The organism is Hymenobacter sp. UV11, assembly GCF_004684095.1.
Taxonomy (GTDB): domain Bacteria; phylum Bacteroidota; class Bacteroidia; order Cytophagales; family Hymenobacteraceae; genus Hymenobacter.
Genome location: NZ_SRII01000014.1, coordinates 19,919 through 33,222 on the forward strand (window position 1 = coordinate 19,919; position 13,304 = coordinate 33,222).

General features: G+C 60.2%; 13 protein-coding genes. 4 read left to right on the forward strand and 9 right to left on the reverse strand.

Annotated elements, in window-relative coordinates; genetic code table 11:
* Positions 1–113 precede the first annotated feature (113 nt).
* The 3 genes from E4631_RS21660 to E4631_RS21670 form a co-directional block, all read right to left on the reverse strand.
* Positions 114–917: a LytTR family DNA-binding domain-containing protein gene (locus tag E4631_RS21660; RefSeq protein ID WP_133659129.1), complete on the reverse strand. Its 804-nt coding sequence runs from the start codon at positions 915–917 to the stop codon at positions 114–116.
* Entirely contained in the window at positions 914–2,020 is a 1,107-nt protein-coding gene (locus E4631_RS21665) for a sensor histidine kinase (protein WP_133659128.1), read from the reverse strand. The genes E4631_RS21660 and E4631_RS21665 overlap by 4 nt, the downstream gene beginning before the upstream one ends.
* Positions 2,021–2,109: 89 nt before the next feature.
* Entirely contained in the window at positions 2,110–2,526 is a 417-nt protein-coding gene (locus E4631_RS21670; RefSeq protein WP_133659127.1) for a helix-turn-helix domain-containing protein, read from the reverse strand.
* Between the two features lie 182 nt (positions 2,527–2,708).
* On the opposite strand from E4631_RS21670, the gene E4631_RS21675 reads away from it, so the two are divergent.
* On the forward strand, positions 2,709–3,572 hold the full coding sequence (locus E4631_RS21675) for an SDR family oxidoreductase (RefSeq protein ID WP_133659126.1): 864 nt from the start codon (positions 2,709–2,711) through the stop codon (positions 3,570–3,572).
* 426 nt (positions 3,573–3,998) lie between these two features.
* On the opposite strand, the gene E4631_RS21680 is transcribed toward E4631_RS21675, so the two are convergent.
* Positions 3,999–4,979: a tyrosine-type recombinase/integrase gene (locus E4631_RS21680; RefSeq protein WP_166648209.1), complete on the reverse strand. Its 981-nt coding sequence runs from the start codon at positions 4,977–4,979 to the stop codon at positions 3,999–4,001.
* Positions 4,980–5,135: 156 nt separating this feature from the next.
* Complete coding sequence (locus tag E4631_RS21685) at positions 5,136–5,669, reverse strand: GNAT family N-acetyltransferase (RefSeq protein ID WP_133659125.1); 534 nt, start codon at positions 5,667–5,669, stop codon at positions 5,136–5,138.
* Positions 5,670–5,875: 206 nt separating this feature from the next.
* Here E4631_RS21685 and E4631_RS21690 point away from each other — a divergent pair, with 206 nt between their 5' ends.
* Positions 5,876–6,538 (forward strand): recombinase family protein, encoded by a 663-nt coding sequence (locus E4631_RS21690; protein WP_133659124.1) that lies wholly within the window; start codon positions 5,876–5,878, stop codon positions 6,536–6,538.
* Positions 6,539–6,644: 106 nt separating this feature from the next.
* Here the strand turns inward: E4631_RS21690 and E4631_RS21695 are convergent, their stop codons facing one another.
* The 3 genes from E4631_RS21695 to E4631_RS21705 form a co-directional block, all read right to left on the reverse strand.
* Complete coding sequence (locus E4631_RS21695; protein WP_133659123.1) at positions 6,645–7,043, reverse strand: NUDIX domain-containing protein; 399 nt, start codon at positions 7,041–7,043, stop codon at positions 6,645–6,647.
* Positions 7,044–7,275: 232 nt separating this feature from the next.
* Positions 7,276–8,112 (reverse strand): tetratricopeptide repeat protein, encoded by an 837-nt coding sequence (locus E4631_RS21700; RefSeq protein ID WP_133659122.1) that lies wholly within the window; start codon positions 8,110–8,112, stop codon positions 7,276–7,278.
* Positions 8,109–8,672 carry a hypothetical protein gene (locus E4631_RS21705; RefSeq protein WP_133659121.1) on the reverse strand — a complete coding sequence of 188 codons (564 nt, stop codon included), beginning with the start codon at positions 8,670–8,672 and terminating at the stop codon, positions 8,109–8,111. Before E4631_RS21705 ends, E4631_RS21700 begins: the two co-directional genes overlap by 4 nt.
* A 357-nt stretch (positions 8,673–9,029) precedes the next feature.
* Between E4631_RS21705 and E4631_RS21710 the strand changes: the two genes are divergently transcribed.
* Entirely contained in the window at positions 9,030–10,967 is a 1,938-nt protein-coding gene (locus tag E4631_RS21710) for a M28 family peptidase (RefSeq protein ID WP_133659120.1), read from the forward strand.
* A 165-nt stretch (positions 10,968–11,132) separates the two neighbouring features.
* Positions 11,133–12,122, forward strand: coding sequence for a DUF2268 domain-containing putative Zn-dependent protease (locus E4631_RS21715; RefSeq protein WP_133659119.1), 990 nt, complete (start codon positions 11,133–11,135; stop codon positions 12,120–12,122).
* A 653-nt stretch (positions 12,123–12,775) separates the two neighbouring features.
* Here the strand turns inward: E4631_RS21715 and E4631_RS21720 are convergent.
* Positions 12,776–13,243 carry a DinB family protein gene (locus tag E4631_RS21720; protein WP_133659118.1) on the reverse strand — a complete coding sequence of 156 codons (468 nt, stop codon included), beginning with the start codon at positions 13,241–13,243 and terminating at the stop codon, positions 12,776–12,778.
* Positions 13,244–13,304: the final 61 nt, after the last annotated feature.

The following is a 13,304-nucleotide window of genomic DNA, read 5'->3' on the forward strand; positions in this document are numbered from 1 at the left end:
AGCGATGCAATGGGTTGACAGTCAAACTTACGGGCCGCGCCCAGCCCCTGCCAGGGCCCCGCGCCCAGCTGGCCTAAAGCGGCCCCGAGCTGGCCTTTTGGGGCCGGTGGCGGCTATGCGAAGCGCTTCAAAAACTGCTGAATGGCCTCGTTGTAGCTGCGAGACGAAGTCACGTGCTGCCCATTGGCCATGCGAAACAGGTACTCGCCGTGCGCCCACGCCCGGAACTCCGCGATGTGGTCGGTATTGATAACCACCGAGCGGTGAATGCGCAGGAAGTGGGCCGGGTCGAGGCGCTCGGCCAGCTGCCCCAGCGGGGTGCGCACGGGGTGGGCCGCGCCGGCCGTATGCAGCAGCGCGCCGCTGCCGGTGGCTTCGAGGTAAAACACGTCGGCGGCCGGCACGAAAAACTGCCGTTCGGGCTGCTTCACCACAAACCGGTCTTGGTACGCGGCTGGGGGGGTAGGGGCCGGGCCAGCCGGCCCCGGCCACGCCCGGAGCAGGGCGGCCAACTCGGTACTCAGGGCCGGGCCGCCGCGCTGGGCCGCCTGCTGCTGCACCCGGCCCACGCACTCGGCAAACCGGTCGGGGTCGAGCGGCTTCAACAGAAAATCCACCGCGTGCAGGCCGAAGGCGGCCACGGCGTACTGGTCGTAGGCAGTCACGAACACCACCAGCGGCAGCGGCTGGCCCGCCGCCTGCAGCCGTTGCAGCACCTGCACTCCGTCGAGGTCCGGCATCTGCACGTCCAGAAACACCACGTCGTAAGCCCCGGTTTGCAGGGCCCCCAGCGCCTCAGTGCCGTTTGCGCACTCGCCCGCCACGGTCAGGTCCGGGAAGTCAGCGAGCAGCTCCCGCACCAAGCTGCGGGCCAGGGGCTCATCGTCTACCAGCAGGGTGCGCAGGGGCGTACTCATGCGGCGAGGGGGGTAGGGCCGGCGGCCTGGAAGGGCAGCGACAGCCGCAGGCAGTAGCCCTGGCCGGGCGCAGTATCCACGCGTAGGGCGTAGTCGGTGCCGTAGCGGGTGGCCAGGCGGCTTTCGAGGTTGCGCAGCCCGATGCCCCGCACGGCGGTAGCGGCGGCGCCCCGGCCGTTATCCTGCACCTGCACCAGCAGGCGGTCGGCCTGCTGGTGGGCGCTGATGGTCAGCTCGCCTACCCCCGCCTGCGGGGCCAGGCCGTGGCGCACGGCGTTTTCCACCACCGGCTGCAAGAGCAGGGCGGGCAGCAGGGCGGCCTCCGCGCCGGGCCCGATGTGATAGGCCACGGCCAGGCGGTCGGGGAAGCGGGTTTGCTCGATTTCGAGGTAGAGGCGGGTCAGGTGCAGCTCCTGGGCCAGGGTCACTTCCTGGGCATCGCTGCCCTCCAGCACCAGCCGCAAAAACTGGCTGAGCTGGGCCAGCATCCGCCGGGCGGCCTTCACGTCGGTGCCCATCAGGGCCGACACGGCGTTCAGGGAGTTGAACAGAAAATGCGGCTGGAGCTGCATTTTCAAAGCCTGGAGCTGGGCCTGCACCAGCTGCGTTTCGAGCCGGGCCGCCTGCACCTGGCCCTGCCGAAACCGCTCGCGGTACTGCACGGCGTAGGCCATGCACAGCAGCATCCAGTAAATGGGCACCCAGGTATTGGCGTTGCTGACCACTTGGCCCAGCGAAAAGCCCCCCAGCAGGGCCCCCGCCAGGTTCATCAGCCCGGCATACGCCAAGCGGTACCCCAGCGTGAGGCCGTAGCTGGCCGCCGCGTGCACCAGCAGGTGGGGCAGCCGGCGGCGGCGCTCGGTCAGGTCGAAGCGCCTGGCCAGGGCAAAGACCACCGGCGTGAGCAACCCCCAAAGCAGCCCGTGCAGCAGCCGCCCGCCCAGGGTTTCGCCCCAGTGCGTGGGCGTGCCCGCCGAAAGATTCTGCGCAAACACGAGCAGCACCATAAAGCCGCTGAACAGCAGCCAGGCCAGCGCAATCACCGGCCCCGGCACCAGCGCCGCCTGTTTCTGATTCGATGATGTGGCCCCCTCGCTACGCATAGTTTCAAAGATACTACCCGCCCCGAAGTGCCCCGCCAGGCCACCGGCCCAGGCGGCTTTTTTGAGCCCCCAATAGGCCTTTTGGGCCCTCAGCTACGCAGCTCCGCGCGGGCGAGCCGCTGGTACTTCTCCACGGCCGCGTCTTTCCCGGTTTGGAGCTCGGCCAGCAAGCTAGGGTCGATGGTGGTGGCGCTATGCTGGGCTCCCCACAGCACGAGCTCGACCAAAATCGGGACGATAGCCACGCCTTTTTCCGTCAGGCGATAGGTGAATTTCGATTTCTTATCGGCGGCCACGGCCTTGGTCAGCAGGCCTTGCGACTCCAGCACCGCCAGGCGGTCGGCCAGAATATTGGTCGCCATTTTTTCGGCCGACTGCAAAAATTGCCCATAAGTAGACTTGCCCGCGAATACCATATCCCTGATAATGAGAAGGGTCCATTTATCCCCCAGCACGTCGAGCGACGTGCTAATGGGGCAGGTAGAACGCTGTTTGAGGGCTTTCATAAAAAAGATTATTTTTTACTTGCATTTTGCAAGCAATATGCAGCACCTTTGCACTTGCAAATCGCAAGCAAATGTACGCGGGTTTTGCGCTGCTACCCCAGGGAGCCCGCCCGGCTCGAAACCGACGGGCTTCTCCTGGCGATTGACCAACCTTTTTTTCAACCCTCTTTTCTCTTTTTACCATGATTTTAGTAACTGGCGCCACCGGCGGCCTAGGCCACGAAACCATCGACTGCTTGCTCAAAACCATCCCGGCCACGGAAATCGCCGCCTTAGTGCGCGACGCCAGCAAAGCCACCGACCTTGCCCAGCAAGGCGTCGACGTGCGGCAGGCCGACTACTTCGACTACCCCGCCCTGGTGCAAGCCTTCCGAGGCATCGAAAAGGTGCTGCTGGTGTCTGCCGTGGCATTTACCGACCGGGTGACGCAGCACCGCAACGTCATCGACGCCGCCAAGGAAGCCGGCGTCAAGCACCTGTTCTACACCAGCATCCAGCGCAGCTCCGATTTTGTGATGCCGGAGGTCACGGCGAGCGACCTGGCCACGGAAGCCTACCTTAAAGCCTCCGGGCTGGTGTACACCATTCTCAAAAACGGTTACTATTTTGAAGGCCTGGGCTACCTGATAGGCAGCGAAGTACCGGCCACGGAGATAAGCGTTCCGGCGGGCGAAGGCAAAATAGCCTTCATCAAGCGCACCGAACTGGCCGCCGCCACGGCCGCCCTGCTAATCAGCGAAGGCCATGACAACCAGAACTATACCCTGACCGGGAGCGAAGCCTATTCGTTTCACGATGTAGCCCGCGAGCTCTCCCGGTTAGCGGGCCACCCCATCACCTACCAAAGCAGCGAGCCGGCGCCCTACATCGCGCAGAAAGTAGCCGCCGGCTTCCCCGCACCCGTCGCCACCTTCTTCGCCCAGTGGGCTGATGCCACCCAGCACGGCCTGCTGGCTGGCACAACCACTACCGTGGCGCAGCTGCTAGGCCGCCAGCCTACCTCGCTGCGGGAGTACCTAAAAGCGGTCTATTTCCCAGGTGCCTGACCGCTCAAAGCAGCGGCACCCGGCTGCTTCCCGCTTTCTGACAAGCGCGTTCGCTCCTCCCTCAGTACTCCTACCATGCCCCTCGTAACCACCGGCTTTACCAGGCTGGGCCACGTCGACTAAGCGCTGGCAGCGAAAAGTGTGCAAGCGGGTACCTGTGTTATTTTCGGCAACCGGTGAGGGACCGGCTCGCTGACCGGCTACGTGGCAGAGTTAGGCCCGCTGGCTGCGGCGGGCACTATCCCCGATTCGGCCTTCCTAGTTGTGCCCTGGGCAGGCCCAGGGCACAACTAGGAAGGCCGAATCGGGGATAGTGCCCCTAAAAAGCGAGCCCGTTAACACTATAGGAAAGACTACCTCGGTTGAGGAGATAATTGGGTTTATTTAGCTCCGCTAGGTAGCAACAAGCTACGTGTGTTTGTCTTATCAAAGCCCCAGGTATTGGGCCGCGTTGAAGCGCTTGACATCATCCAGGCGGGCGTAGCGCTCAATCATGGCGTCGGTCTTTTGCTTGGTCTGGTTCTTAATGGCTTTGTTACTCTGGCCCGCCTCCACGGCCACCGTCACGAAGGAGGCCCGCAGCGAGTGGGCAGTATAGGATGACCCCAGGTGCCGCTGTACCAAGTCATTGACACTCTGATCCGAGAGGCGGGCGGTGCCCGGTTGGGCGGGTCGCCGGCTGGTACCCCGGCTCATGCGCGTAAAAAGGGGCCCCGCTGGCCGGGCCAGCACCGCTAGCCAGTCCTGCACGGCACGCACGGGGCAGTAATCGGCACTGGGCGCATAAAACACGGCTTTATCTTCTTCCTCCCCGTATTGGTTGGTCTTGCTGCGTCGCAGGTGGATGACCAGCGCTAGGCGCGTCAGCTCCACATCCTCCACGTTCAGGGCCACGAGCTCCGAGCGCCGAAAGGCCCCCGCAAACCCGAGCAGCAATAGCGCCCGGTCACGCAGCCCGGTGGGCGTGCTCAGGTCCAGGGCTCTGATAGCCTGTTTCAATTCCGCCACCGTGAAGGCTGGCGCCTGGCGCTGGCGCTTGCCGTGCACCCGAGCTACGCCGTCGAGCACCACCCCCAGCGCCTCGTGGCTCGTGGGTGAGGGTTGGCCAGCGAGTTGGTGCAGCTTGGCGATGGCGGCCACGTGCCGGCGGATGGTGGCGTACTTCTTACCGCGGTCGGCCAGTTGTGAGACGTAGCCAGCCACGGTCGACACGTCGGCCGGCAGGTAGCTGAGCTGATGGTGCTGACAGTAATCCTCGAAGCTGCGCAGGTCGGCCGCATAGCCGCGCTTGGTATTGGCCGCGCCCTGCAGGCCCGCCTCGACGTACCGCCCCACCGAGGCGGGCATCTCCACCAACGAGTGACTGCGGGTGGGGACAATGACGGGTAAGGAAGACGGGTTTTCCATGGGGCCTATTAATACGGAGTAGCGGAGCGAGTTTAAGTAGTCGTCAAAGTTACCAACTTAGTACTGATAATACTTAATTATCGGTACTAAGTTGAAAAATGGGTTTTCGTATCAAAATATGAGCTTCGGCTTATAAAACGCCTCGTAACTGCTCAACTAGCCTGCGTCGAGTGCCACGCGAAAAATGCTTACTTCATTAGCCGCGTACCACGTGACTTTTTCTACGTGCATCCCTAAGTTAAGCGCGACCCGTTGGGAGGCAACATTAGTCAGACTGATAATAGAGATGACGGACTGAGCCAAGTGATGCGTACGCGCAAACGCTTTGCAAGTCAAGGCCGCTTCGGTGGCATAGCCCCGACCCCAATGCGAAGGCAGCAGGGAATAGCCAATCTCTAGCTCGGGCAGACCATCGACCGTTTGCACCAATAGGCCGCAGTAGCCGATCAAGGCGCCACTGCCTTTTTCACGCAACGTGTTTAAGCCACCTAACTGGTTTGCTTCCCGGTAGCGCTGGCTGGCAAACCACTGTTGGCACCGGACAACTGGCTCTTCCGCAGAAGCATAGGCCCATTGGGCCGAGCTCCTCGGGTCCTGATAGAAGGGAAGCCACTCGGCAAAGTCAGCTTCGCTGACCGGATGAAAGTCGAGTCGGGCGCTGGTTTGGCGCTGGAGGGAATAGTTAGGCACACGTTGGCGGGGCAATAGTAAACCTAGTTAATTACCTCGGCGGTGAATATAGTGCCACCTTGACGAGCCATTTCGAAGAGGAATTAACCACTTAAAACAACAGTTTTGTGATGTGCCGTAAATAGCTTTATTTCAGATATTTGACACGTGTTAAACGTCCGTTTAACTTTTGTGACAAGATGGGATTTTGGGCTAGTTTTGTACCAATGACCCAGTTTGTCGCCTACTTCCGGGTGAGTACCGTCCGCCAAGGCCAGTCCGGCCTTGGGCTTGAAGCCCAGCAAGCCGCGGTACAGAATTTCCTCCGCGGCGATGCCCAACTCGTTGCGACCTTTCTCGAAATTGAGAGTGGGAAGAAAAACGAGCGGCCGCAACTGCAGGCGGCCATTGCCCGGGCCCGGCAGGAGGACGCGGTGCTGCTGGTGGCGAAGTTGGACCGCCTCGCGCGCAACGTTGCCTTCCTCGCTACGCTCATGGAAAGCCGGGTGCGCTTCCAGGCTGTCGACTTGCCCGCGGCCGATGAGTTTACCCTGCACATCATGGCGGCCGTGGCCCAGAAGGAGGCTTCGGCTATTTCGACCCGCACCCGCGATGCCCTGGCCGCGAAGAGGGCGCGTGGGGCGCAGTTAGGCACGCCAGCTAATCTGACCCAGGCCGCGCGCGAGAAATCGTGGGCCGCCATGACGCAGAATGCGCAGGCCAATCTGAACAACCGGCAGGCCGCGCAACTTGCGACGCTGCTACGCGCCACCGGCGCTACCCTGCGGGCCATTGCCGAGCAACTCAATCAGTCCGGTTACCGCACGCGGCATGGAAAAGCGTTTCACCCAATGGGTATCCAGCGTCTACTAACCAACCCAGCTGCCTGAGGGGGGACTAATGAAGCGCGTGTTTATATAATTTAAGGAGTAAGACGAAAGCGCCAACGGGTAAACTGATTTAGTAGCCTTTAACTAGTAATTCTATTTTTCATGGTCAGGTTAATAACCCCTGTTCTTTTAGATAGTCGAAAATTAATTTATCGACCCCTACCAATTGGTCTTTCTCCGCATAGCAAAACCATTTAATTTTTTCGATTTCAGCGCTAGCCTGAATCGCCCCTTTGTATTCTCCCGCATAACACGTCATTCTTACGAGAACCCCTGCTGGCTGTCCGTGCGCTTGCGCCTCAAAAATGCCGACAAACTGCAACGTGCTTTTATCGACAAGTACAGTTAGTTCTTCCTCGATTTCTCGCAGTAAGGCTTGCTCGTCCGATTCCCCCGGCTCTCTTTTACCACCTGGGATATAATATTTATCCTTCCCATAATTTTTCGTCAAAAGAACCTGATTGTCTTGGATTTCTATCCACGCCAGTTTATCAATCAAGTTCATGGCTTCCAAGTTTTAGGACGAGTAGAGAGAGACGGTGGGGAAAGTAAGCTCAGTGATAGGGTTGGCAAGAGCGTAGAAACAGAAAACCCTACTAAGAAGTCGCTTTTAACCGGGAAAGCTACCAGGTGAGACTGGTTGAGTGCCTTTCTACAAGGGGTAGCTCCTGCCTGCTGCAGGAGTATCGGAGCTTTCTTACCTAGCAGACTTACTACTGCCTAGCAATAGCCTACCCCTAACGGGGCCGGGAGTTAAGCGCCCGCTCGATATCGGCCAGGTATATACGGTCTAACGACTCGCTGTACACATCCTGTCGATGCGCGCCCCGTCGGAAGAGCGAATCCGCCCGCAGCCATTGCTGGCGCGCGAGCAGGGGCTGCTGCTGGTGCTGGTACACGAGGCCTAAGTAGTAGTGGGTATCGGCCAGCTGAGGTACTTGCTGCTGTTCGTGCAGCAGGTCCGCGCGGGCCCCTGAGTAATCGCCATCCTGTAGGCGGGTGACGCCCCGATGCAAGTAATCATAGAGCCCCACCCGCTGCTTGGCCTCCAGTTCGGGCAGGTACGCGTTCAGCAGGGCCAGCGCCCCGGCTCGGTCCCCTAACTCTCGCCGACACAGGGCAAGTATCAAGCGCAGGTCCGACTCGCCGTCCTGGCTGTAGCCCGGCTGCCCCTTGGTCAACCGCATGAGGTGAGTCAAATCGTCGAGGGCTCCCGCATAGTCCCGTAGAAACTGAAAGCGGCACCAGCCCCGGTAGCCCAGGTACTGGGCCGGTTGCAGGCGCACGGCTTCGTCAATCAAGCGCTTCCAGGTACTGAAATCGCCGCGTTTGAGGTAGGGCACCGCCTTTTCCCGCCACGCCGGGGCGAAACTGGGGCACAGCGTCAGAATCTGGTCAAAGTACGCCTGGGAAGCGGCCGTACCCTGGCCCGACTGTTGACGCGGGGGCGACTCGTAGAGGTCACAGGCCTGCCGACACGGGCTACCCACCGGGTAGAGGTTGCAATTAACACGTTGGGCCCCCGAGGAAAGGGCGCTAGCTAGGGCGACCAGCAGCAGCAAGAGACGGGTCATGGCAAGATATCCACGATGCGGCCGTGGGAAATTTTGAAGACGAGGTGATAATAGCTGTCCAGCACCTGACCATGGAGCGCCCCCTGCCCGCTGTAGTACCCGGGCTGCCAGCCAGCCAGCGCCCGAGTACGGCGCAACAGCTCAGCTACCAAGACGGCGCTAAATTGGGTTGGCTGGTAAGTCGAGTTCACTTGAAAAACGCGGAAGCGGTCGGTTTGCCCGTGGCAATTGACCAGAAAGCGAATCGTGAGATAGCCGCTGTCCGTGGTCTGGCTGAATGGAATTGGTTTTTCGAGCAGGCGCTGGCGTAGGGCGGTCATCCCACCCGCATAGCTGGTATGCACTTGATAGTATTGCGGCGCATCATAGACGCCGCAGCGTTGAAAGCTCGCCCGGTCCGTGGCACTGTCGTAGGCAATATCTCCGACATTGGTGACGGGGAGGGGTGGCAATACGACGTGCTGCGCTACTGCGCTTGGGTCGATTCCCAGCAGCAGACCGGCAGGTAGGCCGCCTCTTACCCAATACAGTAGCTTTAGTAGCGAAATATAAGGCTTCATAAAGCAAGGGGCAGACGTAGCTAGAACGCTAGCTAGCAGGCAAACCTAACACCAGCCGGCCTTAGCCTAGGTATGCTAAGCAATTCTCTGGCTAGTGTCTCCGGATGCAGGTTAAAAGTGCCTGCTGCCACGAATGCACAAAAGCGGGGAGGTACAGCGTTTTTTCACCAGCGTTTTTGGTAGCTACTGCGCTGGCAGCCGTTACTTTTGACAACCACTCGCCCTCACTTGAGGGAGCCACCACTTGCGGCCGTTCAGGCGGGTAATAGGCCCGTGACCAGCCAACTAGTTGCCGCTAACCTTTGTCCCGGCGAAGCGGCTCCTGGCCTACCCATCATCCTTCTCCCGCCGGTTTCCATGCGTCGCCCTTTCTTCGTAGCCGCCTTCCTGCTGGCGTCCATCCCCAGTCTGGCACAACCCGCGCGGCCCCAGCCAGCCGGCACCCACCCCAGCGCCAATTCTCGCCGCCTGACTACGCCGCCCGCGGCTAACCAAGCGCTTCGCTATGCCGACCGCATCACGGCCACCGGACTCCGGCAGGACCTCACGGTACTGGCCTCCGATGCGTACGAAGGCCGGGCTACCGGGCAGAAAGGCCAGAAAATGGCCGCTACTTACCTGGCTAACGCCTTGGCCAAAGCTGGGCTGGTCGGCCCGGTGCCCAACTCTGACACGCCGTTTTACCAGCGCTTTTCGTTGACGCGCACCGGGCTCGATTCCACTTCGTCCGTCACGGTCGGCGGGCGGACCTTCCTCGTGAACAAGGATTTTTACGTGCTGGTCCGTAGTCCGGCCGCCGCCTCGGCCCAGTTGCAGCCCACTTTTGTTGGCTACGGCATCAGTACGCCGGAGTACGCTGATTTTACGCCGGCGGACCCCGCCCTGAAAGGCAAAGACCTGATTATGCTGCTGGGGGAACCCCAAACCCCGGCGGGGCAGGCGCTACTCGGCCAAGATGGGCAGGCCAGTCCGTATGGTAGCCCCGGCTTTGCCGAAGTACTGGCGCGGGGACCGGGGCTGTACGCGCTGGCCCCGCGGTCTACCATTCGCATTATGCCCAGCACCGCCGCCTTCGCGCGGGTGCCCCAGGACTATGCCAACCTCTACGGCTGGCAGGACCGAATAGCTTTTCCGGGAGCCACGCCCCCCCCCGCGACCGGTCCCAACGTATTCTTTGTATCTCCCGAGATGGGCGCTGCGCTGTTGGGGACCACTGCCGCGGGGCTGACCGCCTATCGCCAAGCCGTTGCGGCGGCTGGTAAGCCAGTACCCGCGCCTTTTCAGGCTCCCCCGGCGATGCTTCAGGTGCGCGTGCAAACCCAGCCGTTCACGACCGAGAACGTGCTGGGCTACCTGGAAGGCACCGATAAAAAGCAGGAGGTGGTCGTCGTATCGGCGCATTACGACCACGTCGGCGTGCAGCAGGGGCGCGTGTATAACGGCGCGGATGATGATGGCTCTGGCACGGTGAGCCTGCTGGCGATGGCCCGCGCGTTTGCCCAGGCCAAGAAAGAGGGCCATGGTCCGCGTCGCAGCCTCTTGTTCCTGGCCAACGTGGGCGAAGAGCTGGACCTGCTCGGGTCGCAGTACTACACCGACCATCCGGTTTTTCCGCTGGCGGCCACCGTGGCCGACCTGCACCTGGACATGATCGGGCGCGTGGATAGCCTGCACCCCGGCACAGGCGACTACCTCTACCTGATTGGCGACGACTGGCTCTCGACCGATTTGCACCACCTCAGCGAGGCCATCAACCGGCAGGCCGCGCCCTTGCAGCTCGATTACCGCTACAACACGCTAGCCGACCCCTCGCATCTCTACTATCGGTCGGACCACTACAATTTTGCCAAGCACCGGGTACCGGTCATCTATTATTTCAGCGGCTTCCACCGGGACTACCACCAACCCAGCGACGACGTAGAGAAGATTGACTTCACGGCCCTTACCCAGCGCAGCCGCCTTATTTTCCGCACCGCCTGGGCCGTGGCCAACCGCGCCCAGCGGGTACGAGTGGATGCCGAGTATCAACCTACTAGCTTTCAACCGGTGACGGCCGAGCTGGACCGCTATACGGGCAAGTACGTGAGTACCCAGGTACCTCTTAAGATTACGATAACCCGCGTGGGAGAATCGCTCGAAGCCCAGCTAGAAGCCCGCTACCCATTGCCCCTGGAACCGGTAAGTGCCGGCGTGTTCAAGGATGACCAGGTCGGGGTCCGTCTGGAGTTTGACCCCGTCCAGTCCCGCTTCCTCCTGCTACAAGGTGGGCAACGCTGGTTATTTACTAAATCCTAGCTGAGCCAGCTTACTCCTTCCTATCGCTGCTGGCTCCTACCAGTTAGGCCGCGGCCCTACGCTAAGCTCCCATCGGGGCTGCTTCCGTTGGCTTTCGCAGGCGGCGCAGGGACAACTGGCTTTTGCGTAAGTCCTATCCTTAGAACAGCTTCCCCCCTTCATTCCATGCAAAAAGTTACGCGGTGGCTGCTGGCCGGGGCTAGCCTAATCGCCTTTACCTTGGTGGCCCTGCCCGAACTAATTTGGCGGGTCCGGCTAGCCACCGCCCAGCCTGACCCGCAGAAGGTTCAGCTCGTGACCGAAGACATTCCGCGCTTCTGGCGGGCCTACGACCTAGCCGCCCGCGACACGGCCCACGCCGTCCAGCTTTTTCAGCGCGTGTACTTCGACCAGGCTAGCCCCGGCTTACGGGACTACTTCGATTTGAAAATCAAGTCGGTACCGAAGTTTGTGGCCAACCAGCGGCGCAAGGCGCGCTACTACCGCAGCATCCGCTCGCTTACCCTCCGCGTCGACAGCCTGAAGCCCCAGATTCTGGCCGGCTTCGGGAAGCTAAAAGAACTGTATCCGGCGGCGCGCTTTCCGAACGTCTACTTCGTCATCGGGCGCTGGACTTCGGGCGGGACGGCTTCCAGGCGAGGCCTGCTCATCGGCACCGATATGGCATGCCAGGCACCCGGCATAGACGAGGGCGAGTTGACGTTGTGGGAGCGCCATAACCTCGGCAGCTTGGCGGGCCTACCCAGCTTGGTGGCCCACGAACATATCCATTTCCTGCAAAAAGACGGCCTCGACCGAAGCCTGCTACGCGGGGCCATCCACGAGGGCATGGCCGACTTCCTCGCGGAGCTGGCCACCGGCCGCAACGTCAACGCCCGCCTGCAAGCTTATGGCCTGGCCCACGAGCCAGCGCTATGGGCCGCCTTCACGCAGGAAATGGGCAGTACCAACTCGCGCAACTGGATTGCCAACGACAACCAGGAAACCGCCGATAAGCCCGCTGACTTGGGCTACTTCGTGGGCTACCGCATCTGCCAGGCGTACTACGAGCGCCTGGCAGATAAGAAGCAAGCTGTAGCCGACATGTTGACTGTTAGCGACTACCCGGCTTTTTTGGCTAAAAGTGGCTATGCGCAGAAAATGGCCGCCCAGTAAGGCAGTCTCTGGCTAGGCCACGTTAGGCCCCGCACCTAGCCCGCCTGCGCTGCTAGCCCCCTGCAGTTCCTACTTAGCGCAGCCAATAAGCTCCACTAGCTAAGACGACGCCCAGCAGCAGCACCCAGAGCAGTCGTTGACGCCGCTGGCGCCGTTGTAACCGTCGGGAACGCGGTTGCGGCATTAAATGGGGCAGCGTAGACATGTTGAAAGCTAGCCAATAACGAACACCTAAGCAAGTACAGGCACAGTAGAGGCCAGAAGCCTAAATAATAACTGTCTATGAGGTAGACGCTTAATCAGTGAGATTTTGCCTTTTGATTGCAAGCTATTCGGTAGCGGGTAAATGCTTGTACAACTTATACTATTACTCTGATTACTTAACAATAAGTATTTTATAGTCAATTGTTTAACAAAGTGCAAACGTTCGTGGCTGTTGCAGAACTAGCAAGCTCGTTCAACCAGCGGCCGCAGTTGGTACGGAAACCGGCAAAAAGCAGCGTTAGCGTTAGGTTACAGGCCAGCTTTGGTTGCTAGTGCCCCATGCGAAGGCTCGACTGAGTTCTGCAACAGCCACGTTCCTTTACAAGATGTAAAAAAGCTCGGCTGTACTACTCATTCCTGAATTATTCATCCTAACTAGATCATTTTAGTTAGGCTTGCAAGAATTCTTGCATGTGCGCCGGTAAGGGATAGCTACCCTGCAGCCGGCGCATCAGCACAACTTCTCCCAGGTGAAAGGACAAGTGCAGTGCGACCTCTTGCAAAGCCAGTGCTTGCGCGATAACTTGTGGCGCTTCCCCTTTCGCCTCGCTGGCCCAGCTTTTCAGCTCAACCAGTTGGCGCTTGAATTGCATGACGGCAGCTTGCAACGCTGCTTTGTTGGGGGGTACGCGTGCCGCATCCCAGCTTCGCTTTTCGTCAAACGCCTCTGCGGAAGCTATGCCTTGTAGTTGAGCTAATTGATGCGCTTGCCACCTAAGCAAGTGTTGCAAAATTTGCCAAATAGTGGCGGGAAAAGCTTCCTGCTCCGCGCTGCAGTTAACCACGGTCAAATTGTCGAAAGCCTTGAACGTATCAAACGACTGCTCAAACAGGCGCTGGCTATCAATTGACATCATGGGATCGACTACTCTACTGGTGAGATTATACGAGAGTCTAGACAACACCTCGATGGAAGCT

What these genes read in the sequence shown, in the direction of transcription:
- E4631_RS21695 (WP_133659123.1), bottom strand. Translation starts at nt 7,043, where the DNA reads ATGAACTTGATTGATAAACTGGCGTGGATAGAAATCCAAGACAATCAG.
- E4631_RS21680 (WP_166648209.1), bottom strand. Translation starts at nt 4,979, where the DNA reads ATGGAAAACCCGTCTTCCTTACCCGTCATTGTCCCCACCCGCAGTCAC.
- E4631_RS21665 (WP_133659128.1), bottom strand. Translation starts at nt 2,020, where the DNA reads ATGCGTAGCGAGGGGGCCACATCATCGAATCAGAAACAGGCGGCGCTG.
- E4631_RS21720 (WP_133659118.1), bottom strand. Translation starts at nt 13,243, where the DNA reads ATGATGTCAATTGATAGCCAGCGCCTGTTTGAGCAGTCGTTTGATACG.
- E4631_RS21715 (WP_133659119.1), top strand. Translation starts at nt 11,133, where the DNA reads ATGCAAAAAGTTACGCGGTGGCTGCTGGCCGGGGCTAGCCTAATCGCC.
- E4631_RS21710 (WP_133659120.1), top strand. Translation starts at nt 9,030, where the DNA reads ATGCGTCGCCCTTTCTTCGTAGCCGCCTTCCTGCTGGCGTCCATCCCC.
- E4631_RS21690 (WP_133659124.1), top strand. Translation starts at nt 5,876, where the DNA reads ATGACCCAGTTTGTCGCCTACTTCCGGGTGAGTACCGTCCGCCAAGGC.
- E4631_RS21705 (WP_133659121.1), bottom strand. Translation starts at nt 8,672, where the DNA reads ATGAAGCCTTATATTTCGCTACTAAAGCTACTGTATTGGGTAAGAGGC.
- E4631_RS21670 (WP_133659127.1), bottom strand. Translation starts at nt 2,526, where the DNA reads ATGAAAGCCCTCAAACAGCGTTCTACCTGCCCCATTAGCACGTCGCTC.
- E4631_RS21660 (WP_133659129.1), bottom strand. Translation starts at nt 917, where the DNA reads ATGAGTACGCCCCTGCGCACCCTGCTGGTAGACGATGAGCCCCTGGCC.
- E4631_RS21675 (WP_133659126.1), top strand. Translation starts at nt 2,709, where the DNA reads ATGATTTTAGTAACTGGCGCCACCGGCGGCCTAGGCCACGAAACCATC.
- E4631_RS21700 (WP_133659122.1), bottom strand. Translation starts at nt 8,112, where the DNA reads ATGACCCGTCTCTTGCTGCTGCTGGTCGCCCTAGCTAGCGCCCTTTCC.